General features: G+C 64.1%; 17 protein-coding genes and 1 tRNA gene. 12 read left to right on the forward strand and 6 right to left on the reverse strand.

Translation table 11 applies throughout. The features are described from left to right. Window positions 1–81 precede the first annotated feature (81 nt). Entirely contained in the window at window positions 82–3,192 is a 3,111-nt protein-coding gene (locus IVA88_RS25490) for an efflux RND transporter permease subunit (protein ID WP_247499909.1), read from the reverse strand. Further along, window positions 3,192–4,295, reverse strand: coding sequence for an efflux RND transporter periplasmic adaptor subunit (locus tag IVA88_RS25495; protein WP_247499910.1), 1,104 nt, complete (start codon window positions 4,293–4,295; stop codon window positions 3,192–3,194). Before IVA88_RS25495 ends, IVA88_RS25490 begins: the two co-directional genes overlap by 1 nt. 235 nt (window positions 4,296–4,530) lie before the next feature. Here IVA88_RS25495 and IVA88_RS25500 point away from each other — a divergent pair, with 235 nt between their 5' ends. The 3 genes from IVA88_RS25500 (at window position 4,531) to IVA88_RS25510 (ending at window position 7,281) form a co-directional block, all read left to right on the forward strand. Beyond that, complete coding sequence (locus IVA88_RS25500; RefSeq protein ID WP_247499911.1) at window positions 4,531–5,109, forward strand: TetR/AcrR family transcriptional regulator; 579 nt, start codon at window positions 4,531–4,533, stop codon at window positions 5,107–5,109. 31 nt (window positions 5,110–5,140) lie between these two features. Next, window positions 5,141–6,016, forward strand: coding sequence for an alpha/beta hydrolase (locus tag IVA88_RS25505; RefSeq protein WP_247499912.1), 876 nt, complete (start codon window positions 5,141–5,143; stop codon window positions 6,014–6,016). Window positions 6,017–6,120: 104 nt separating this feature from the next. Then, window positions 6,121–7,281: an iron-containing alcohol dehydrogenase gene (locus IVA88_RS25510; RefSeq protein ID WP_247499913.1), complete on the forward strand. Its 1,161-nt coding sequence runs from the start codon at window positions 6,121–6,123 to the stop codon at window positions 7,279–7,281. A 98-nt stretch (window positions 7,282–7,379) separates the two neighbouring features. On the opposite strand, the gene IVA88_RS25515 is transcribed toward IVA88_RS25510, so the two are convergent. From IVA88_RS25515 to mnmA, 4 genes are all read right to left on the reverse strand, one after another. Beyond that, window positions 7,380–7,456: transfer RNA gene (locus tag IVA88_RS25515), tRNA-Met, on the reverse strand. Between the two features lie 202 nt (window positions 7,457–7,658). After that, the gene (locus IVA88_RS25520; RefSeq protein WP_247499914.1) at window positions 7,659–8,015 is read right to left on the reverse strand and encodes a hypothetical protein; all 357 of its coding nucleotides are present in this window, start codon (window positions 8,013–8,015) and stop codon (window positions 7,659–7,661) included. A gap of 46 nt (window positions 8,016–8,061) precedes the next feature. After that, window positions 8,062–8,700 carry a class I SAM-dependent methyltransferase gene (locus IVA88_RS25525; RefSeq protein WP_247499915.1) on the reverse strand — a complete coding sequence of 213 codons (639 nt, stop codon included), beginning with the start codon at window positions 8,698–8,700 and terminating at the stop codon, window positions 8,062–8,064. A gap of 20 nt (window positions 8,701–8,720) precedes the next feature. Next, window positions 8,721–9,902, reverse strand: a complete 1,182-nt coding sequence (mnmA, locus tag IVA88_RS25530) for a tRNA 2-thiouridine(34) synthase MnmA (RefSeq protein ID WP_247499916.1) — start codon at window positions 9,900–9,902, stop codon at window positions 8,721–8,723. A gap of 348 nt (window positions 9,903–10,250) precedes the next feature. Between mnmA and IVA88_RS25535 the strand changes: the two genes are divergently transcribed. From IVA88_RS25535 to IVA88_RS25575, 9 genes are all read left to right on the forward strand, one after another. Further along, window positions 10,251–11,888 (forward strand): flagellar hook-length control protein FliK, encoded by a 1,638-nt coding sequence (locus IVA88_RS25535; protein WP_247499917.1) that lies wholly within the window; start codon window positions 10,251–10,253, stop codon window positions 11,886–11,888. Between the two features lie 13 nt (window positions 11,889–11,901). Further along, window positions 11,902–12,609, forward strand: coding sequence for a flagellar hook capping FlgD N-terminal domain-containing protein (locus IVA88_RS25540; protein WP_247499918.1), 708 nt, complete (start codon window positions 11,902–11,904; stop codon window positions 12,607–12,609). 271 nt (window positions 12,610–12,880) lie between these two features. Further along, window positions 12,881–13,156 carry a DUF1153 domain-containing protein gene (locus tag IVA88_RS25545; protein WP_002714638.1) on the forward strand — a complete coding sequence of 92 codons (276 nt, stop codon included), beginning with the start codon at window positions 12,881–12,883 and terminating at the stop codon, window positions 13,154–13,156. A gap of 182 nt (window positions 13,157–13,338) precedes the next feature. Further along, the gene (gene fliF, locus IVA88_RS25550; RefSeq protein WP_247499919.1) at window positions 13,339–14,949 is read left to right on the forward strand and encodes a flagellar basal-body MS-ring/collar protein FliF; all 1,611 of its coding nucleotides are present in this window, start codon (window positions 13,339–13,341) and stop codon (window positions 14,947–14,949) included. 17 nt (window positions 14,950–14,966) lie between these two features. Continuing rightward, on the forward strand, window positions 14,967–16,058 hold the full coding sequence (fliG, locus tag IVA88_RS25555; RefSeq protein WP_247499920.1) for a flagellar motor switch protein FliG: 1,092 nt from the start codon (window positions 14,967–14,969) through the stop codon (window positions 16,056–16,058). After that, window positions 16,058–16,684, forward strand: coding sequence for a FliH/SctL family protein (locus IVA88_RS25560; RefSeq protein WP_247499921.1), 627 nt, complete (start codon window positions 16,058–16,060; stop codon window positions 16,682–16,684). The genes fliG and IVA88_RS25560 overlap by 1 nt, the downstream gene beginning before the upstream one ends. Then, window positions 16,681–17,031: a flagellar motor switch protein FliN gene (gene fliN, locus IVA88_RS25565; RefSeq protein WP_247499922.1), complete on the forward strand. Its 351-nt coding sequence runs from the start codon at window positions 16,681–16,683 to the stop codon at window positions 17,029–17,031. The genes IVA88_RS25560 and fliN overlap by 4 nt, the downstream gene beginning before the upstream one ends. Before the next feature lie 44 nt (window positions 17,032–17,075). Continuing rightward, the gene (locus IVA88_RS25570) at window positions 17,076–18,461 is read left to right on the forward strand and encodes a sigma-54 dependent transcriptional regulator (RefSeq protein ID WP_247499923.1); all 1,386 of its coding nucleotides are present in this window, start codon (window positions 17,076–17,078) and stop codon (window positions 18,459–18,461) included. A 280-nt stretch (window positions 18,462–18,741) separates the two neighbouring features. After that, window positions 18,742–19,992 carry a vanadium-dependent haloperoxidase gene (locus tag IVA88_RS25575; protein ID WP_247499924.1) on the forward strand — a complete coding sequence of 417 codons (1,251 nt, stop codon included), beginning with the start codon at window positions 18,742–18,744 and terminating at the stop codon, window positions 19,990–19,992. Window positions 19,993–20,028: the final 36 nt, after the last annotated feature.

Here is a 20,028-nt window from a genome sequence, read left to right on the forward strand (position 1 = left end):
CGGCAGATCGCGCAGCCGGTCCACGGCTAAGGACGTACCGAGCGGGCGAAAACTTCAAACGTCCTCTCCTCCAAGAGGGCCTTACTCGGCAGCCAATGCTGGTCGCAATTCCGGCTTCTCGCGCGAAACCTCATGCATGTCATCTGCGGTCGGCTTGATCCGAAACCACGCGGCATAAAGCGCGGGAAGGAACAGCAGAATCAGAACCGTTCCGACCGCGGTGCCGCCGATCAACGTATACGCCATCGATCCCCAGAAAACGGAATGCGTAAGAGGGATGAAGGCCAGCACGGCAGCAAGCGCAGTCAGGATCACGGGCCTCGTGCGTTGCACCGTGGCCTCGATGACTGCGTGATATTCATCGAGGCCGGCGGCAAGGTTCTCCTTGATTTGGTCGGTCAAGATAAGTGTGTTGCGCATCAGGATGCCCGCCAGGCCTATCAGGCCGAGAATGGCGTTGAATCCGAAGGGCTGGTGAAAGATCAGCAACATCGGCACGACGCCGGCGAGGCCAAGTGGTCCGGTCAGCACGACCATGGCCATCATCGAGAACGATCGCACTTGCAGCATGATAACGATCAGCATTGCGGCAATCATGACCGGAAAGATTGTCGCCAACGCGTCGTTGGCTTTGGTTGCCTCCTCGATCGATCCGCCCAACTCGATGCGATAACCGGCCGGAAGGGATGCGATCAGCGGCTGAAGGGCCATCTTGATATCCTTGGAGACCTCCGGAGGCTGAGTCGCCTCATTGATGTCCGACCGGATCATGACGACGGGGGTGCGATCGCGACGCTTCATGATTGGTTCTTCGAGCTGGACTTCCGAATGGCCGACCTGGTCTAGCGGAACGGCGCGGCCGTCTCGGCTCATCAATGAGAAATCCGCCAGTCGCGTCGGATCCAGCCGCTCGCCGCCGGCGCTGCGCGCCACGATGGGGACATTGCGAATGTCCTCGCGGACTTGTGTCACGGCGATGCCAGTGAGAAGGAACTGGAGTTGCCGGCCCACCTCCGCGGGGGAAAGGCCGATGAGGTTCAGCCGATCCTGATCCGGGATGAAGCGGAGCACGGGCGTGCGATCACCCCAATCGCGATTCGCCTGGCGCACATCAGGAACGCCACGCATGATACCGAGCGCCTTTTCAGAGATCGCGTATAGTTGCGCGGGGTCAGGCCCCATGATCCGAAACTCGACGGGGAATGGCGTATAGGGTCCGAACACAAGCTGCGTGACGCGCACATTCGCCTCAGGCGCAAGCCCATCCGACACCGCCTGTCGGAGCCGATGCTTCAAGACCTCGCGGGCTTCCGCGTCCGGTGTCAGCACGACGATCTTTGCGAAGGCCGGATCGGGCAGCTCCGGCGCCATGGCGAAGAAGAAGCGCGGCGCACCCTGACCGACATAGCTCGTGACGATCTTGGCCTCCGACTGGCCTTCCAGCCAGCGCTCAAGCTTTGCGACGGTGGCGGTCGTCGTCCCGATGCTGGTGCCTTCCGGCAGACGAACTTCCACCAGCACTTCAGGGCGGTCGGACGTCGGGAAGAACTGCTGTTTGAGGCCACCCATGCCGGCGACGGAAAGCGCGAAAGCGACGGCGACGATGCCGCAGGTCACGAACTTGTGGCGCACGACGAAGGTAATGAGAGCGCGCAAGCGCCGATAGTTGGGCGTACCGTAAATAGCGTGGTGACCGCCTTCGATCGGTTTGATCGCGGGCAGCATCTTGACGCCGAGATAGGGCGTGAAGACCACCGCGACGATCCAGGAGACGATGAGAGCGAACCCCACGACCCAGAAAATGTTGCCGGCGTATTCCCCGGCCGTCGAGCGGGCGAAGCCCACCGGCAGGAAGCCTGCGATCGTCACGAGTGTTCCGGACAGCATCGGTGCCGCAGTGTGGCTCCAGGCATAGGCTGCCGCCGAGATGCGGTCCATGCCCTCTTCCATTTTCACCACCATCACCTCGATGGCGATGATGGCGTCGTCCACGAGAAGGCCAAGCGCCAGGATGAGGGCGCCGAGCGTGATGCGGTCGAAGAACCGGCCGGTCTCGAGCATGATGAGGAACACGACAGCAAGCGTCAAAGGGACGGCAGCCGCAACCACGATGCCGACGCGCCAGCCGAGACTGAGCAGGCTCACGAGGAGCACCACGCCGAGCGCCATCGCGAACTTCATCATGAATTCGTCGACCGATGAGGAGATGTTGACGGCCTGGTCGCTGACCTTGGCCAGCGTCATCCCGAGTGGCAGTGTCCGGGAGATCGCTGCGGACCTCTCCTCCAGCGCCTTGCCGAGCGCGAGACCATTCCAGCCCTCCTGCATGACCGCCGCGAGCATGATGGTGGGCTCGCCCTGGTGCCGGATGAGGTAGGTGGGAGGATCCTCGTAACCGCGACGGACTTCGGCGATGTCGGAAAGCTTCAGCGTTCGCCCGGCAGCGACGATCGGAGTGTCGGCGATCGCCTGGACGCTGTCATAGGCCCCCTCGACCCGGATGAACACCTGCGGCCCCTTGGTGTCGATCGAGCCTGCCGGTGTAACCGTGTTCTGCCGCTGCAAGGCGGCAACGATATCCGTTGCCGATACGCCGAGAGTCGCCAGCTTGGCATAGGAGAACTCGACGAATATCTGCTCGGGGCGTTCACCGAGGATGTTGATCTTCTTGACGCCGGGCACGTGCAGGAGATCCTGGCGAATGGTCTCGGCCTGCCTGGCGAGCTCCCGCATCGGCATGCCCTTGGCCTTGAGGGCATAAAGGGCGAAGCTGACGTCCGAATATTCGTCATTGATGAAGGGGCCGAGCACACCGGGGGGCAGCTTGCGCGCTTCATCGCCCAGCTTCTTGCGGGCCTGATAGAATTCCTCTTGCACGCTCGATGGCGGTGTGTTGTCCTTCAGCGTCACGGTCATGTACGCATAACCCGGCCGTGTGGTCGTCTCCACCCGGTCGTACCAAGTCAGCTCCTGGATCCGCTTTTCCAGCGGTTCGGCGACCTGGTCCTGCATCTCGCGTGCGGTCGCACCCGGCCACACGGTCGTGACCGTCAGGGTCTTGATGGTGAAGGAGGGATCCTCGGCCCGTCCGAGCATGAAGAAGGCGTAGGCGCCCGCGGCTGCCAGCAAAAGCAAGAAGAACAGCGTTGCGGCCCGTTCACGGACTGCGATCGCCGAAAGATTGAAGCTCATCAGTTGCTCCTGTCTTGAGAGGCTGTCCTGACGTGAGCGTCCTCCTGCAGGAGGTGTGCGCCCAGAGAGACAACCCGATCACCGGAGCTCAGACCGGAGATAACGGCATTTTCGCTGGTCACACGCACAAGCTTGATGGTCTGAAAGCGGACCGTCGAGGTGCCGCCGTCGAACACCCAAACGCCGGTCTTTCTGCCGTCGTCGAGCACGGCTCCCAGCGGCACCTGAACTTCCGGCTGGCTCCCATGGCTTGCAAGCCGAATGGTGATCGTCGCGCCAAGCGGTGCCGCCGCGGCCTCACCGCCGAGCACGTAGCGGGCCTCATAGGTGCGGGTCTGAGGATCGGCGGAATCCGACAACTGCCGCAGATGCGCAGTAAAGCGCCCATCGCTCCCATACAGGCTCGCCTCAGCGAGCGACCCGATCGCCGGCCGGATCGTTTCGGGAAGCGCCACCACAGCTTCGCGAGGACCGGACTGTGCCAGCCGAACGACCGCTTGGCCGGCGGAGACAACTTGTCCCGGCTCGCCCAGCGTCTGGGTGACCGTTCCGTCCGCGTCGGCCACCAGGACGGAATAGGTCGCCTGGTTCTCGGCAACCCCGGCGTCCGCTTCCGCCGCGGCAAGCTGCGCTTTGGCTGTATCCGAGGCGGCCTTTGCCTGCTCGTAGCGCTGTTTGGAAGTCCATCCGTCGCTGACCAGATTGGCGTATCGCCGCTCATCGGCGTCGGTCTGAACGACAGCTGCACGCGCAGCGGCGACGGCATTGCGCTTCGCTGCGAGCGCCAGGCGGAGGTCGGTTTCGTCGATCCGCATCAGCGGCTGCCCGGATTTGACCTGCTCACCGACACTGACGAGCCGCTCGACGATCTTACCGGCGACGCGAAAACCGAGATTGCTTTCCACCCTCGCGCCGATGGTGCCGGTGAAGCCGCGGTCGGATCCGCTGACCGGCGCGGCCATCACGAGACGGACCATTGGGGGCTCTTGCCTGGGGTCACCGACCGCGGAGGCCTCCCGGGGCGGGATCCCGAGGGCAACGAAGGTCGCCACCCCGGCCGAGATCAAAATACCAGCCAAAACCGCAAAGCCCCGCATCCTCATGTCAATCTCCCAATTTTAGATTTCGTCCGAACTCTGTATTCCGTTTAGCTTTCGAACGCAATCTAAAAAAGAAGGGAGGCGGCGAAAACGTGATTTGGGCCCCTCACAAGGGTTTAGGGCGGCGGGCAGAAGCGCTCCCACCCTAGAGAACTGGCTTTGGGCCTCTTGATAGATTGCGTTCGGCCTCTATTTGTCGTAATAGAGTTCGAGTGAAATCTAATTTGGGAGACTGCCGATGCGCGTAAGTCGCGTTCAGGCCGCGGAGAACCGCCAAACCGTGATCAATGTGGCAAGTCGCCTCTTCAGGGAGCGCGGCTTCGATGGCATCGGGCTCAAGGATCTGATGGAGGGAGCAGGGCTAACCCAAGGCGCCTTCTACAAGCAATTCGCGTCAAAAGAGGATTTGGCTGTCGCGGCGTCCAAGCGAGCATTGGAGAGCGCGTCGGGCCGATGGTCGGACGCGGCCGCTCAGAATCCCGATGATCCGCTTGGCACGGTGATCGCGTTTTACCTCAGTGACGACCATCGCGGAGAAAAGATGGACGGCTGCCCGATTGTGGCACTCGGCGCAGACGCCGCCCGACAGGGCCCCGGCGTGAAGGCGGAATTCGAAGCGGGAATCAAAGCGCATCTTGACGTGCTCGGCCGGTTCGTCGCCGGGACCGGCGACGAGGCCTCCCGCGGCAAGGCCATGGCCATTCTCGCGACGATGGTCGGCGCGGTGACGCTGTCGCGCGTCGTCAACGACCCTGATCTGGCGCAGGCGCTTTTGGATGCCGCGGCCGAACAGGTTCGCGACACCGCTGCCGCTTGAAAGCGCGCCCCCTCGAACACGGAGAGATCGAATGCTCAGCCTGACCGACGCCAAACCAAGTCTGCTGAAGATATCGGATAAGCTGAGCGTACGATTTCAAAAGACCGGCAGCGGGCCTCCGCTGCTGCTCATACATACGATCCGGACGCAGCTCGAATATTTCCGCGCTCTTGCGCCCCTCCTCGCCCGATCGCACACGGTGTACGCCATTGACCTTCCGGGCCACGGCCACTCGCCAATCGACCCAAGCGCGAGCTTCGACGAACGCTACTTCAGGCAGGCCGTCATCCGCTTCATCGAGGAGCTCAATCTCTCGGACCTCACGATCGTCGGCGAGTCGATCGGCGGCGCATTGGCGCTCACAGTGGCGGCGTCGCTCCCACAGACCGCGAAGCGGGTCTACGCGATCAATCCCTACGACTACGAGACCCGCTATGGAGATGGTATTCGACGCGGCAATTGGTTTGCCAATCTCATCATCGGAAGCTTGCAGATCCCGGTACTCGGCGCGATCAATGCATCGCTCGAAAACAAGACCATTCTCGGCAAGATCATGGGTGGCGGATATCACGATCCGCGCAAGCTGCCGGCGGATTTGCTTGCCGAGTTCGACGAAGTTGCCCACCGCCCGGGATACAAGCGGGTCGCACGCAAGGTGCTGGCAGGTTGGCGCTCATGGAGCAAGGCTCGCGACTATTATCGGCAGATCTCGGCACCGGTGACGCTCATTTACGGCGACAGCGATTGGTCTCGGCCAAGTGAGCGCGAACGTACAAGCTCGCTGATTCCTGCCGCGCAGAACGTGACACTCAAGAACACTGGTCACTTCTCGGCAGTCGAGAATCCGTCGGAGCTGGCTCGCATTATATTGCCGGCGGATCCGGCCAAGGCGACTGTCGCGATTTAAGTTTCAGCATTCCAAGGAGCACCAACGTGCCGAGATGCTGAGCCGAACCTGCATGATGATCACCATATAACGCCCGATAATCGGGCTTCTCGTGGGAGGAAGAAATGCGCAACGCTGGTGTACATAACTTTCCGGCAATTGATCGTGTTATCTATGGCAAAGCCGCCTCGGAAGCTGTCCGGGAAGAAGCGGAGCGACTTAACGCAAAGCGCGTCTTCCTGATCGCCAGTCGAACCCTAAACTCGAAGACCGACGAGATCGAGAAGATCAGGCATTCCCTTGCCGACAAGCATGCAGCGACCTTCGATGGAATTGCACAGCATACGACGCGCAAGCAGGCGGCCGAGGTTGCCCTTCATGCAAAAGAGGCGCGAGCCGATCTCGTCGTGGCTGTCGGCGGAGGTTCCGCGGTCGATCTCGCCAAGATCGTCATCATGGCGATGGAGCACGACATTCGCGATGAAGCGGGCTTCGATCCCTTTCCGATGGGGCCGGGCGTGAGTCATTCTCCCTTCCGCTCGCCGAAAGTTCGGCAGATCGCCGTGCCGTCGACGCTGAATGGCGGCGAATACAATGCCGCAGCACTCGTCACCGACGAGCGCCAGAAGCTGAAGCAGATTTTCTTTCACCCCCAAATGATGCCGGTGGCGATCATTCTAGACCCGGCCCTCACGCTTCATACGCCAACAAAGCTGTGGATGGGATCGGGCACACGCTCGATGGATCACGGCATCGAAGCATTGTGCTCGCCGGCCGGCACTCCCTTGGCCGACGAAGTCGTTCTGGCCGGCATCCGCACGTTGCGGGAGGGAATGCTCCAGACTTTGCAACAACCTGGCGATCTCGAGGCGCGCAGATTGTCACAGTATGGCTCATGGCTCGCGTCGTTTGGGTTGCAGGCCCGCGTCCCCATGGGCGCAAGTCACGGCATCGGCCATGTGCTTGGCGGGACGTTCGACGTCCCTCACTACTATTGCACGCCTGTCATCATGCCGAGCCTTCTTCGCTACAACAAGCCGTTCACCGAAGATGCCCAGAAGCGTTTGGCGCTGGCCCTTGGCGAGCCGGGTATGGAAGCCGCTGCCGCCTTTGCCGCGTTCACCACGCGACTCGGATTACCTGGCCGCCTTGCCGATGTCGGTATCGGCGAAGACAAGTTTGATCAGATCAGCAAGATTGCGATCAATCATCGCTTCGTCCAGGCCAATCCGCGGCCTTTCAAAAGCGAGGCTGACATCGTCGATCTGCTGCGAATGGCCGCTTAGCCGAATTCGAATGATAGCGATACTTATCACCCAAGCCGCGTGACCATATCCGCAAGCGGACGCACAAAATCGTAGTTCGGCGTGCAAAATCGCGGTCTTGGTAGCGGGAGAGGGACTCGAACCCCCGACCCCAGGATTATGATTCCCGTGCTCTAACCAGCTGAGCTACCCCGCCACAGGGTCGCGAGGGCCCGACAAGGCCGATCTCGCGAACGCGCGGCATATAAGGAAGGGGGCGGCGGGCTGTCAAGCAAAGTGCTCCGCCTTCGTTGTGGCCGGGCTTGTCCCGGCCATCCACGCCTTGCTCCGGTACCCTAGAGACGTGGATGCCCGGGACAAGCCCGGGCATGACGACAATCTGGGATTCGGAACGGCGCCTATTTCGGCCTTACCGTCGGGTCGCCGCCGGGGCTGCCGGGGGGCGGAATCACCGGGGTGTTGACGCCGGTGTCGGGGGCCGGCGCGTGCATCTCAGGATCGACGCCGGAGGGCGGGCAGAGCACGCCGTCCGATTTGGCGAGCTTGTCGCCGAGCGGTTCCCGGGACTGGCCGGTGGTGGTGCCGTCGGCCTGGCGGTTCGGGCGATCCTGCGGCGTGCAACTGGTGGCGTGCTGCGGGGATGGCGGCGCGGTCGCTTGCGGCGGCGTCGCCGGGGCGGGCGGGGCCTGCGCGATCGCGCTGCCGGAGGCGGCGATCAGGAGGCTGGCCAGAATGATGTTTGATGTCGTGCGCATGGGAGGGAAACGCGCGGGGCGTGCGCACTGTTCCCACCCCCGAACATTACGATTTGAGATAGCGGATCAGCGAAAAGTGCCCCATCGGCGGCATCGGGCGGCGCTCCGCCAGCGTGACGCCGCCGTGTTTTGCGGCCCAGTCGACGAGGCGGGCCCACGGGAATTCCGGGCGCCAGCCGAGGCGGCGGGCCAGGGGCGCAAACGCAAGCTCGGAGAGTTTGCGAAAACCCGTTTCCGCGCCGATGTGGTTGACGAGGATCAGCTCGCCGCCGGGCTTCAGGACGCGCACGAACTCGTCGAGTGTGCCCTCGGGATCGGGCACAGCGGTGATGACATATTGCGCGACCACCGCATCGAAGAAGTTTTCGGGGAAGGCGAGGTTTTTCGCGTCCATCACCGAGAGCACCTCGACATTGCTCAAGCGCAGCGCACGCACGCGCGATTGCGCCTTGCGCAGCATCGGCTCGGAAATGTCCACGCCGCAGATCTTGGTCGTGCGCGCATAGTCCGAGAGCGAAAGCCCGGTGCCGACGCCGACGTCGAGGATGCGGCCGCCGATCCGGTCGGCCTCGATGATGGTCGACTGGCGGCCGGCGTCAAACACCTTGCCGAACACGAGATCATAGACCGGCGCCCAGCGGCCATAGGCCTTCTCGACCCCGGCCCGCGAGATGTCTGCTGCCATGCCCCTGCCCCGTATATTTTTTAGCCGCGGACCGCTTCTGCGAGCGGCCTCGCCGTGCTGCTTGCGGCCTTCGCGGCGGCGCTTTGAATGAAGCCACCGCCGAGCACGCGGGCCTGGCCGGACGGCGCGTCGTAGAACACGCAGGCTTGTCCCGGAGAGACACCCTCTTCGCCGGCGACGAGCTCGACCTCGTAATGGCCGTTCGCGCCGCGCAGCCACGCGTGCTGGGGGCTGCGGGTCGAGCGCACGCGCACGAACATCTCGAGGCCGGCGCCGATGGCGCGGTCGATGTCGCCGTCGCCGATCCAGTTGACGTCGCGCAGCACGATGCGGTGCATCTTCAACGCCTCGCGCGGGCCGACGACGACGCGGCGATTGGCGGCCTCCAGCCGCACCACGAACAGCGGCGCGGCGGCTGCGATGCCGAGGCCGCGGCGCTGACCGATGGTGAAATTGGCGATGCCGTTGTGCCGGCCAAGCACGCGGCCGTGGAGATCGACGATCTCGCCGGGGTCCATCGCGTTCGGCCGCAGGCGGGTGATGATGTCGGTGTAGCGCCCCGTGGGCACGAAGCAGATGTCCTGGCTGTCGTGCTTGTCGGCCACCGCGAGACCGAAGCGCCGCGCCAGCTCGCGCGTCTCGGGCTTGGTCATGTCGCCGAGCGGAAAGCGCAGGAAGTCGAGCTGCTCGCGCGTGGTCGCGAACAGGAAATAGCTCTGGTCGCGATCGCTGTCGGCCGCGCACACCAGCGCGCGCGAGCCATCATTGAGGCGGCGCGAGGCGACGTAATGGCCGGTGGCGAGCGCGGTCGCACCGAGCTCGCGCGCGGTCTTCAGCAGGTCGCGGAACTTGACCGAGCGGTTGCACTCGATGCACGGCACCGGCGTCTCGCCGAGCGCGTAGCTGTCGGCGAAATTGTCGATGACGGACTCGCGAAAACGGTCCTCGTAGTCGAGCACGTAATGGGGAATGCCAAGCTTCGCCGCGACGTCGCGGGCGTCGTGGATGTCCTGGCCGGCGCAGCAGGCGCCCTTGCGATGGGTCGCGGCGCCGTGGTCGTAGAGCTGTAGCGTAATGCCGACGACGTCGTAGCCTTCCGCCTTGAGCAGCGCAGCCGTCGTCGATGAATCGACGCCGCCCGACATGGCAACGACGACCCTGGTATCCTCAGGACGGCCTTCGAGATCCAGACTGTTGAGCATGGGCCTTAAAGCATTGTGGCGGCGGCGTTGGGCGATCCGCTGGGTGCTTCCGGCGGGACACCGACGATCCCCGGGGGAACTGAGAGTTCCCGAAGGGCGCGGCCTGCCCGGTCGAAAGCGGCTGAGAGCTGTCTCTTTAATATAGGCGGCCTTCGGGTGAAGCAATCACGGGGGCGGCCAGGTTAGGGCAATTCTTGCCGGGGAGGCAGAAATGGCGGGGCTTCGAATTGCGTCGCGGAGGGAGCGCGAATTGACCAAGTAGCTGATTTTATTCGATAATATGAGAATGCGCGGGGCTGGCCCGCTCCTTGCTACCTCTTATGCCGAAGATGTTCCGAGGGGTCGCCTGTGGTTGGTCGTACGTCAGATGTAGCGGCAAGCGCGCAAGTCCAGAGCGCGCAGCAAAAGCCTGCCCGGTCGCAGGCGCCGAAAGACACGTCCAACGACTCCTTCGGTTCGCTGGTCGACAGCAACACCCAGGCGATCAGCGACAGCACGGCGTCCTCCGTGCAGGACACCCCGCGCCGGACCGATTCGTCGTCGTCCTCGGACAAGAGCCCGCGCGATCATTCGGCGACCGACCAACCCTCGCAGAGCAAGGCCAGCGACGACCCCGACAATTCCGCGCCGGCCAAGAACGAGACCAAGAACGACGCCAAGAATAACGCCAAGAGCGACACCACGGCCGATCCGGCCAAGGCGGACGGCAAGACCAAGGACAAGCCGGAGACCTCCGACGCCAGATCGGCGGACAAGTCCGACGAGACCAAGGGGGACAAGGCTGACAGCACCGATGGCCTCGCCGCCGCCGTCGATGCCGCCGCAACCGCGCAAATTGACGCGACGCGGGCCGCCGTGCCCGATCCCAACGCGATCGTGGTGGCCGCGCCGGTCGTACCGCTCGATCCGAACGCGGCCGCGAACCAGGCCGCCAGCTCCGCCTCCTCGCCGCTGACGATCGCCGCCGCCGGCATCGCCGCCAGCGCGTCCACCGCGGCGCAGATCACCGGCGCCAAGACCGATACCGCGACGCCGGGCGACAAGAGCGCCAAGACCGCGGCAGCCAAGGTCGATGCCGACACCACGGCGACGCTGGCCGATGCCGCGACCGGGACGACTGATTCGAGCGCGACCGATGCGAAAACCAGTGGCGGCCTGATCGCCGCCGTGGAGCAGGGCACGCCAAAAACCTCCTTCAAGGCCGTCGCGACCGCGCAAGGCGCGAGCGACGTCTCCAATATCGGCCAGGACACCGGCAAGGCGAACGCCGCGCAGACCTCGGCGACGACCACGTCCGCCAATGCGGCGCATCCGCAAGCCGACAAGCCAGCAACCGACGCGAACGTGGCCGACGCCAAGGCTGCTGCCGCCGATCGCACGGCCGATGCGACACAAGGCGCGCCGGCCGCTCACGTTCACGCGGGCGCGCAGGCCGTCGCGGCCCAAACCGACACCAGCACGCAGGCGGCCTCCGCCGTGCAGGCGCCGATGACCAATACGACCTCGACCGCGACCGCATCGACCGCGACGCTCACCGCGACCGCGGCCACCAATACGGCCATTCCGATCAGCGGCGTCCCGATCGAGATCGCGGCGGCCGCGCGTGCTGGCAAGACCCGGTTCGATATCAGCCTCGATCCGCTCGACCTCGGCCGCATCGACGTCCGCATCAATGTCGACCGCAACGGCCAGGTCACCTCGCATCTCACGGTTGAGAAACCGGAGACGCTGCAGATGCTGCGGCAGGACGCGCCGCAATTGCAGCGCGCACTCGACGATGCCGGCCTCAAGACCGGCAGCAACGGATTGTCCTTCAGCCTGCGCGACCAGAATTCGTCGGGCCAGAACTCCGGCCAGAACAACGACAATGGCGGCAATGCCCGCCGGCTGATCATCAGCGACGAGGAAGCAGTTTCCACAGCCCCGGTCGGGCGCAGCTACGGCCGCATGCTCGGATCGAGCAGCGGCGTCGACATCAGAGTGTGAGGAGTATCGAGACATGACCACCACGACTGGCGCCACCGCTCCCTCGGTCGTCTCGGGCACGACCGACCTCCCGAAATCCTCGTCGAGCTCGAGCCTGGGCTCGACCACCGGCGCGACGCTGGCCGGCAACTTCCAGACCTTCCTGACGCTGCTGACGACGCAGCTGCAGAACCAGAACCCGCTCGATCCGCTCGACACCAACCAGTTCACCCAGCAGCTGGTGCAGTTCGCCGGCGTCGAGCAGCAGCTCAAGACCAACGACTCGCTGTCGCAGCTCGTCACCCTGCAACAGACCACGCAGGCGACCCAGGCGCTCGGCTTCGTCGGCAAGACCGCCCTGGTCGACGGCACGACCGCAAGCATGACGAGTTCGTCGGCAACCTGGCATCTCAACGTGCCCAGCGACGCGACCGTCGACATTACCGTCGCCAATGCCAGCGGCCAGACGGTCTTTACCGGCAAATATACCGCCGGCGCCGGCACCGACGTTCCGTTCACCTGGAACGGCCAGGGCAATGACGGCACGCAATGGCCTGACGGCAAGTACACGATCTCGGCCACTGGCAAAGATGTTTCGGGCAAGAATGTCGGCATCGCCGCGCAGGTGCAGGGCACGGTGTCGTCCGTCGACCTGACCCAGTCGCCGCCGCTGCTGACCATCGACGGCGCCAGCTACACCCTGAGCCAAGTCAAGAGCATCATCGCCACAGCCAGCAATTGATAATGGATCCCGGCCCCACGTGCGCAATTGCGCACCGGGCCGGGACGACAATTCGAGGCCTTGCGACACCCGCGCAGGCCTTTTTTCGTTCGTAAAGTATTTACGAACACCCCCTCGGCCCGCCTGGACACACCGTCCCGCCGGTCAAGACGGCTGCGTTCCAGCCATTTTCAACGAGAATTGTATTGAAGCCTTAGGCTTAGCGGATTTTTAAGCCGGCATGCGTACGGTTACTGAGTGAGTTCAGTGGTTGAGAGTTTGTGAGTACGCCATGACAGAACCCCATCGCCCGAGGGTAAAATACGTCATCGGGCCGGACGGTAGTCCGTTGACGATTGCGGATCTGCCTGCACCCGGCACCAAACGCTGGGTCATCCGCCGCAAGGCCGAGGTCGTCGCCGCAGTCCGTGGCGGTCTTCTCTCCCTCGAGGAGGCCTGTAGCCGTTATACCCTGACGGTTGACGAATTCCTCTCCTGGCAGTTTTCGATCGACCAGCACGGTCTGGCGGGACTTCGCACCACCCGTATCCAGCAATATCGCCAGTAGGCAATCCGGAAATCTGCGGCTTTTGACGAAAATCGGCCTCGCCTTGCGAGGCCGATTTTTTTCATGACGCGACTTTTGTCGCAGCTCTTAACCTTCGTTAACCATATCGAAACCATCACCTAGGCAATAATTGCCCAGTCGGCCTTTCCTGTGAAAGCAGCCGAATCTGTCGGGGCGGTTGCTTGCAAGGTCTTGCGGACTTTCTGAAGGGTATCGGAGCCGCCCGGTTCGGGGCGATGATCGCGGTCACCGCCGCGCTCGTCGGCTTTTTCGCGTTCGTCATCATGCGCGTCACCACGCCGCAGATGACGACGCTGTTCACGGACCTCAGCGTCGAGGATTCCTCGGGCATCATCAAGGACCTGGAGCGCCAGGGCATCCAGTTCGAGCTGCGCAACGAAGGCAGCATCATCATGGTGCCCAAGGATAAGGTCACCCGCCTGCGGATGAAGCTCGCCGAGGGTGGCCTGCCCAAGGGCGGCGGCATCGGCTACGAGGTGTTCGACAAGTCGGATGCGCTCGGCACCACCTCTTTCGTCCAGAACATCAACCACCTGCGTGCGCTGGAAGGCGAACTCGCCCGCACCATCCGGGCCATCGATCGCATCCAGGCCGCCCGCGTCCATCTGGTGCTGCCCGAGCGCCCGCTGTTCTCGCGCGAGGCGCCGGAGCCGTCGGCCTCGATCGTGGTGCGGGTCCGCGGCGCGCTCGAAGCCCAGCAGATCCGCGCCGTCCGCCACCTCGTTGCCTCCGCCGTGAACGGGCTGAAGCCGCAGCGGGTCTCGATCGTCGACGAGACCGGCCAGCTGCTGGCCGACGGCGCCCAGACCGATCCGGACCAGCAGATCGGCGACGAGCGCCGCACCGCCTTCGAGAAACGGATGCGCAAGCAGGTCGAGGACATCGTCTCCTCCGTGGTGGGGACGGGACGCGCCCGGGTCCAGCTCTCCGCCGATTTCGACTTCAACAAGATCACCCAGACCTCCGACAAGTTCGATCCCGAAGGCCGCGTGCTGCGCTCGAGCCAGACCCGCGAAGAGCAGAGCATGACCGCCGACAACAACGGCCAGGTCACCGTCAACAACGAATTGCCGGGCAACCAGCAGAACAGCGCCGTCGCGGCCAAGGACCAGAGCAAGAAGAGCGAAGAGACCAACAATTACGAGATCTCCCGCACCACCAAGACCGAGGTGACCGAGGCCGGCCGGGTCAACCGCATCTCGGTCGCGGTGCTGGTCGACGGCATCTATTCCAAGAACGAGAAGGGCGATCTGGCCTACCAGGACCGCACCAAGGAGCAGCTCGACCGCATCGCCACGCTGGTTCGCTCGGCGATCGGCTTCGACCAGAAGCGCGGCGACCAGGTCGAGGTCGTCAATCTGCGCTTTGCCGATGCCCCCTCCACCACCCCGATCGCCGAGCCCTCCGGCTTGCTCGGCATGCTCCAGTTCACCAAGGACGACGTCATGTACTTCGTCGAGCTCGGCATGATGATGCTGCTCGGCCTGGTCGTGCTGTTCCTGGTGATCCGGCCGCTGGTCAAGCGCATCCTGGCATCCGACGAAGTCGCAGCCGCCATCTCCGGCGTCCTCACCGGCCCCGCCGCCTCGGAAGATGCCGCTCCGGCCGGCCAGCCGCTTCTGCCGAGCGGCGCTGCCAGCGCGATCGACGTCGCCACTGTCCAGGGCCAGGTCCATGCCCAATCCGTCCACCGCGTCGGCGAGCTCGCCGAGCGCAATCCCAACGAGACCGTCGCCATCATCCGTCAATGGCTGACCGAACCCGCGAAATAATCGAGAAGTGACCTGACATGGCCGCCGCCCTGCAAAACGCCAATTCCAACGACATCACCAGCGTGATCTCCACGCTCGGTCAGCGTGCCGGCAGCCGCGGGGGCGCGAAGGTCGAAGCGGTGGCGGGGCCGAAGCGCGCCGCAATCCTGATGCTCGCGCTCGGCGAGCAATATGGCGGCAAGATCTGGGGCCTGCTCGATGACGACGAGGTGCGCCAGCTCTCGCTGGAGATGTCGACGCTCGGCACCGTCGAGGTCGACACCGTGGAGGACATGCTGCTCGAATTCGTCTCGCGCATGTCGGCCTCCGGCGCGCTGATGGGCAATTTCGACGCCACCGAGCGGCTGCTCCAGCAATATCTGGCCCCCGAGCGCGTCAACGGCATCATGGACGAAATCCGCGGCCCGGCCGGCCGCAACATGTGGGAGAAGCTCTCCAACGTGCAGGAAGAGGTGCTCGCCAACTATCTCAAGAACGAATACCCGCAGACCATCGCGGTCGTGCTCTCGAAACTGAAGCCGGAACACGCCGCGCGCGTGCTCGGCATCTTTCCCGAGGATCTGGCGCTCGACGTCGTCAACCGCATGCTGAAGATGGAGGCGGTGCAGAAGGAGGTGATCGAGAGCGTGGAGAAGACGCTTCGCACCGAATTCATGTCCAACCTGTCCCAGACCCGCCGCCGCGACGCCCACGAGGTGATGGCGGAAATCTTCAACAATTTCGACCGCCAGACCGAAACCCGCTTCATCACCTCGCTGGAAGAGGACAACCGCGAATCGGCCGAGCGCATTAAGGCGCTGATGTTCACCTTCGACGATCTCGTCAAGCTGGATTCCGGCTCCGCCCAGACCTTGATGCGCAACGTCGACAAGGACAAGCTCGGCGTCGCGCTCAAGAGCGCCAACGAGGACGTCCGCAACTTCTTCTTCGGCAACATGTCCTCGCGTGCGGCCAAGATGCTTCAGGACGACATGGCGGCGATGGGCCCGGTCCGCCTGCGCGACGTCGACGAGGCCCAGGCGCTGCTGGTCAACCTGGCCAAGGACCTCGCCGCCAAGGGCGAGATCATGCTGACCAAGAACCGCGCCGACGACGAGCTGGTGTATTGATGGCCGCTCCGGCAAAATTCCTGTTCGACAACGACTTCGCCGCGCCCGACCGGACGCGCGAGAAGGCCGCGACTGCGGCCGAGATCGCCCACAAGGTCGCGGACGCCGAGGCGCGCGCCTATCAGGACGGCTTTGCCGCTGGCCAGCGCGAGGCCAAGGCCGAGAGCGACCGCCGCGTCGCGCTCGCCATGGAAGAGATCAACATCGGAATCCGGGGCATCGCCTCGGGCATCGGCAACATCGAATCCAAGATGGAAACCGAGGCGGTCGATGTCGCGGTGGCGGTGGCGCGCAAGCTGTGCGCCGATCTGGTCGCCGCCGAGCCGCTCGGCGAGATCGTCGCGCTGGTCAAGGACTGCTTCTCGCATCTGGTCGCGACGCCGCATCTCGTCGTCCGCATCAACGACGCGCTCTACGACGCCGCGCGCGAGAACATCGAGCGGCTGGCCAGGCAGAACGGCTTCGAAGGCCGGCTGGTGATTCTGGCCGAGCCGGAGATTGCCACCGGCGACTGCCGGATCGAATGGGCCGATGGCGGCGTCGTGCTGGAGCGCGGCGCCATCGCGGCCAAGATCGACGAAATGGTGGGACGCTATGTTGCGTCCCGCAGGGGAGCTAAGCCATGAGCGACACCGACGGACAGGTCCCGCTGCCCGATCTCAACGGCCCGATGCCGCCCGCCGGCACCGACGTCGGCTATAGCGAGGACGAATACGCGACGCGCGCCGCCGCCGACCTCGAGGCCGTGTTCGACGTACCGGTGCAGGTCTCGGCCGTGCTCGGCCGCTCCAAGATGGACGTCAGCGAGCTGTTGAAGCTCGGGCCCGGGACCGTGCTCGAGCTCGACCGGCGCGTCGGCGAGGCCATCGACATCTACGTCAACAACAAGCTGGTCGCCCGCGGGGAAGTCGTCCTGGTCGAGGACAAGCTCGGCGTGACCATGACCGAAATCATCAAGACCGAACGCGCTTAAAGCGATGACGCGCGGCAGCGCGACCAGACGGACAGGAGACTGATATGCGGCTTCTCATCGTTGGCACATTGAAAGGCCAGCTCACCACCGCCACCAAGATCGCGATGGCGAACGGCGCCACCGTGACCCACGCCGAGGATCACGATCAGGCGATGCGCGTGCTGCGCGGCGGCAAGGGCGCCGACCTGCTGCTGGTCGACGTCGCCCTCGACATCCGCGATCTTGTGATGCGGCTGGAGGCCGAGCACATCCACGCTCCGATCGTCGCCTGCGGCATCACCAACGACGCCCGCGCCGCGGTCGCCGCGATCCATGCCGGCGCCAAGGAATACATCCCGCTGCCGCCGGACCCGGAGCTGATCGCAGCGGTGCTGGCCGCGGTCGCCAACGATTCCCGCGAGCTGGTCTATCGCGACGAGGCGATGGCCAGGGTGATCAAGCTCGCCCAGCAGATCGCGGGGTCGGATGCTTCCGTGATGATCACCGGCGAATCCGGTACGGGCAAGGAAGTGCTGGCCCGCTACGTCCACACCCGCTCAGGCCGCGCCAAGCGCCCGTTCATCTCGATCAACTGCGCCGCGATCCCCGAGCATCTGCTGGAGTCCGAGCTGTTCGGTCACGAGAAGGGCGCCTTCACCGGCGCGATCGCCCGCCGCATCGGCAAGTTCGAGGAGGCAACCGGCGGCACACTGCTGCTCGACGAAATCTCGGAGATGGACGTCCGCCTGCAATCGAAACTGCTCCGCGCCATCCAGGAGCGCGTGATCGACCGTGTCGGCGGCACCAAGCCTGTCCCGGTGGACATCCGCATCATCGCGACCTCGAACCGCAATCTGGTCGACGCCGTGCGCGAAGGCACGTTCCGCGAAGATCTCTTGTTCCGGCTCAACGTCGTGAACTTGAAGATCCCGCCGCTGCGCGAGCGCCCCGCCGACATTCTCGAGCTCGCCCAGCACTTCGTGAAGAAATACGCCGAAGCCAACGGCGTGCCGATGCGGCCGATCTCGGCGGAAGCGCGGCGCGTGCTTTCCACCAACCGCTGGCAGGGCAACGTACGCGAACTCGAAAACACCATGCACCGTTCGGTTCTGATGGCGCAGGGCGACGAGATCGGGGCCGATGCGATCCTGACGCCCGACGGCGACCGCCTCGACCTCGCCAAGACCGCGCCGGCCGTGGCGCATGCCACCATGGCCGCCGAGCAGGTGACACGGGCGCTGGTCGGCCGCACCGTCGCCGATGTCGAGCGCGACCTGATCCTGGAGACGCTGAAGCACTGCCTCGGCAACCGTACCCATGCCGCCAACATCCTGGGCATCTCGATCCGCACGCTGCGCAACAAGCTCAACGAATATTCCGACGGCGGCATTCCGATCACCCCCGCCGGCACGCCCGGCGAATATCCGCGGATGCCAATGGTGGGAGCGTAGACGGCTAAAGCCAACATCGAGAAATGCCCGGTCCCGGGCATTTTCTTTGAGAAGAACGCAAAACAGTCACCACAATCGGTGTCGTCCGGCGAAAGTCAGGACCCATCACTCAGTGCGAACGGTCAGCCACGCCGACCCATTCGGGGCTACTCTTCCGCCACGTGAAGCAGTTCACAATCAAACCACAACAAGATGGTTAGAGTCCTCGAGCCGCGCGACGTGATGTCGGGCAGAGCCGCATCGGTCCCGCGAAACGTCCTTCACATCGAAAGGGCATCCCATGAAGAGCTCGTCGTGGACCATCTTCCGCCTCTCTCTGATTGTAACGCTGATCGCAGCCTCGGCGCCGCTTGCACGCGCCGACGTGATCATGGATTGGAATGCAAAGGCCGACGCGATCGCCACCGAGAAGCAAATCCTTCCAGCGCCCCACAGCCGTGCCTTGTCCATGATGCACGTCGCGATGTTCGAGGCGGTCAACGCGATCGATCGCCGGTACGCGCCCTACAAACTCGCCTTGTCCGCGGACCGTTCGACCTCGCGGGAAGCGGCGGCCGCAGTTGCGGCTCACGACGTGCTGCTGTCTCTCTATCCGGACCTCAAGCCGGAGCTGGATGCGGCGCTGACGAATTCTCTGGTGCCGATCGCCGACGGCGAGTCCAAGATCGCGGGCATCGGCCTCGGCAAGGATGCCGCGATGCAGATCATCGCACTTCGTGCGGACGATGGCAGCGCCGCCCCGGAAACCTATCGGCCCCTGACGACGCCGGGTGCTTACGTTCCGACCACCGTCCCACTGTTCTCGACTGGGGGCGCGACGACGCCCTGGGTCATGACGTCCGGATCGCAGTATCGCCCCGGCCCGCCGCCGGCGCTTGGTTCAGAGGTGTGGACCCGGGACGTCAGCGAAATCCGCGAGATCGGCAGCCGAAGCAGTCGGAGCCGGACGCCCGAGCAAACCACAATCGGTCGATTCTGGTTCTTTGTCGGTGCCCGCACCTACAATCCAATGGTGAGGCAGGCGGCAACGGCCAAGGGTATGGATCTCGTCGACTGCGCCCGACTGTACGCATTGACGTCAATTGCCGGCAACGACGCCTTCGTCGCCGTGTTCGACGCGAAGTACCATTACAATTTCTGGCGGCCGATTACGGCCATACGCAATGCCGACCTGACGTCGAACGCAGCCACGCCTCGCGACGCATCCTGGCTGCCGCTGGGGGACACGCCGATGCATCCGGAATATCCCTGTGCTCACTGCATCACGTCGGCAGCGATTTCGACCGTGCTCCAGACCGTCGTTGGAGATTTCGGCGAGTTCTCTGTGACCAGCCCCACGGCACCAGGCGTCACTCGCAAATGGACGCGACTCCAGGACTATAGCGACGAAGTCTCCAATGCCCGCATGTGGGCTGGCTTTCACTATCGGTTCTCGACCGAGATCGGCAAAGATATGGGCCGGAAGATCGGCGCGCTGACCGTCGCCACGCAGCTCCGCGGCGTAGAAGCGATGGCGGAACCGAGGCGTTAACCGGTTGCCACACCGTCAAATTCATTCTGGCGAAAG

Origin of the sequence: Bradyrhizobium sp. 149, from assembly GCF_023073915.1 — a bacterium.
Taxonomy (GTDB): Bacteria; Pseudomonadota; Alphaproteobacteria; order Rhizobiales; family Xanthobacteraceae; genus Bradyrhizobium.

Coding starts and splice junctions, on each gene's coding strand:
- fliN (WP_247499922.1), top strand. CDS start 16,681: ATGAGCGACACCGACGGACAGGTCCCGCTGCCCGATCTCAACGGCCCG.
- IVA88_RS25545 (WP_002714638.1), top strand. CDS start 12,881: ATGACAGAACCCCATCGCCCGAGGGTAAAATACGTCATCGGGCCGGAC.
- IVA88_RS25500 (WP_247499911.1), top strand. CDS start 4,531: ATGCGCGTAAGTCGCGTTCAGGCCGCGGAGAACCGCCAAACCGTGATC.
- fliG (WP_247499920.1), top strand. CDS start 14,967: ATGGCCGCCGCCCTGCAAAACGCCAATTCCAACGACATCACCAGCGTG.
- IVA88_RS25560 (WP_247499921.1), top strand. CDS start 16,058: ATGGCCGCTCCGGCAAAATTCCTGTTCGACAACGACTTCGCCGCGCCC.
- IVA88_RS25525 (WP_247499915.1), bottom strand. CDS start 8,700: ATGGCAGCAGACATCTCGCGGGCCGGGGTCGAGAAGGCCTATGGCCGC.
- IVA88_RS25575 (WP_247499924.1), top strand. CDS start 18,742: ATGAAGAGCTCGTCGTGGACCATCTTCCGCCTCTCTCTGATTGTAACG.
- mnmA (WP_247499916.1), bottom strand. CDS start 9,902: ATGCTCAACAGTCTGGATCTCGAAGGCCGTCCTGAGGATACCAGGGTC.
- IVA88_RS25520 (WP_247499914.1), bottom strand. CDS start 8,015: ATGCGCACGACATCAAACATCATTCTGGCCAGCCTCCTGATCGCCGCC.
- IVA88_RS25510 (WP_247499913.1), top strand. CDS start 6,121: ATGCGCAACGCTGGTGTACATAACTTTCCGGCAATTGATCGTGTTATC.
- IVA88_RS25495 (WP_247499910.1), bottom strand. CDS start 4,295: ATGAGGATGCGGGGCTTTGCGGTTTTGGCTGGTATTTTGATCTCGGCC.
- IVA88_RS25505 (WP_247499912.1), top strand. CDS start 5,141: ATGCTCAGCCTGACCGACGCCAAACCAAGTCTGCTGAAGATATCGGAT.
- IVA88_RS25490 (WP_247499909.1), bottom strand. CDS start 3,192: ATGAGCTTCAATCTTTCGGCGATCGCAGTCCGTGAACGGGCCGCAACG.
- IVA88_RS25540 (WP_247499918.1), top strand. CDS start 11,902: ATGACCACCACGACTGGCGCCACCGCTCCCTCGGTCGTCTCGGGCACG.
- IVA88_RS25570 (WP_247499923.1), top strand. CDS start 17,076: ATGCGGCTTCTCATCGTTGGCACATTGAAAGGCCAGCTCACCACCGCC.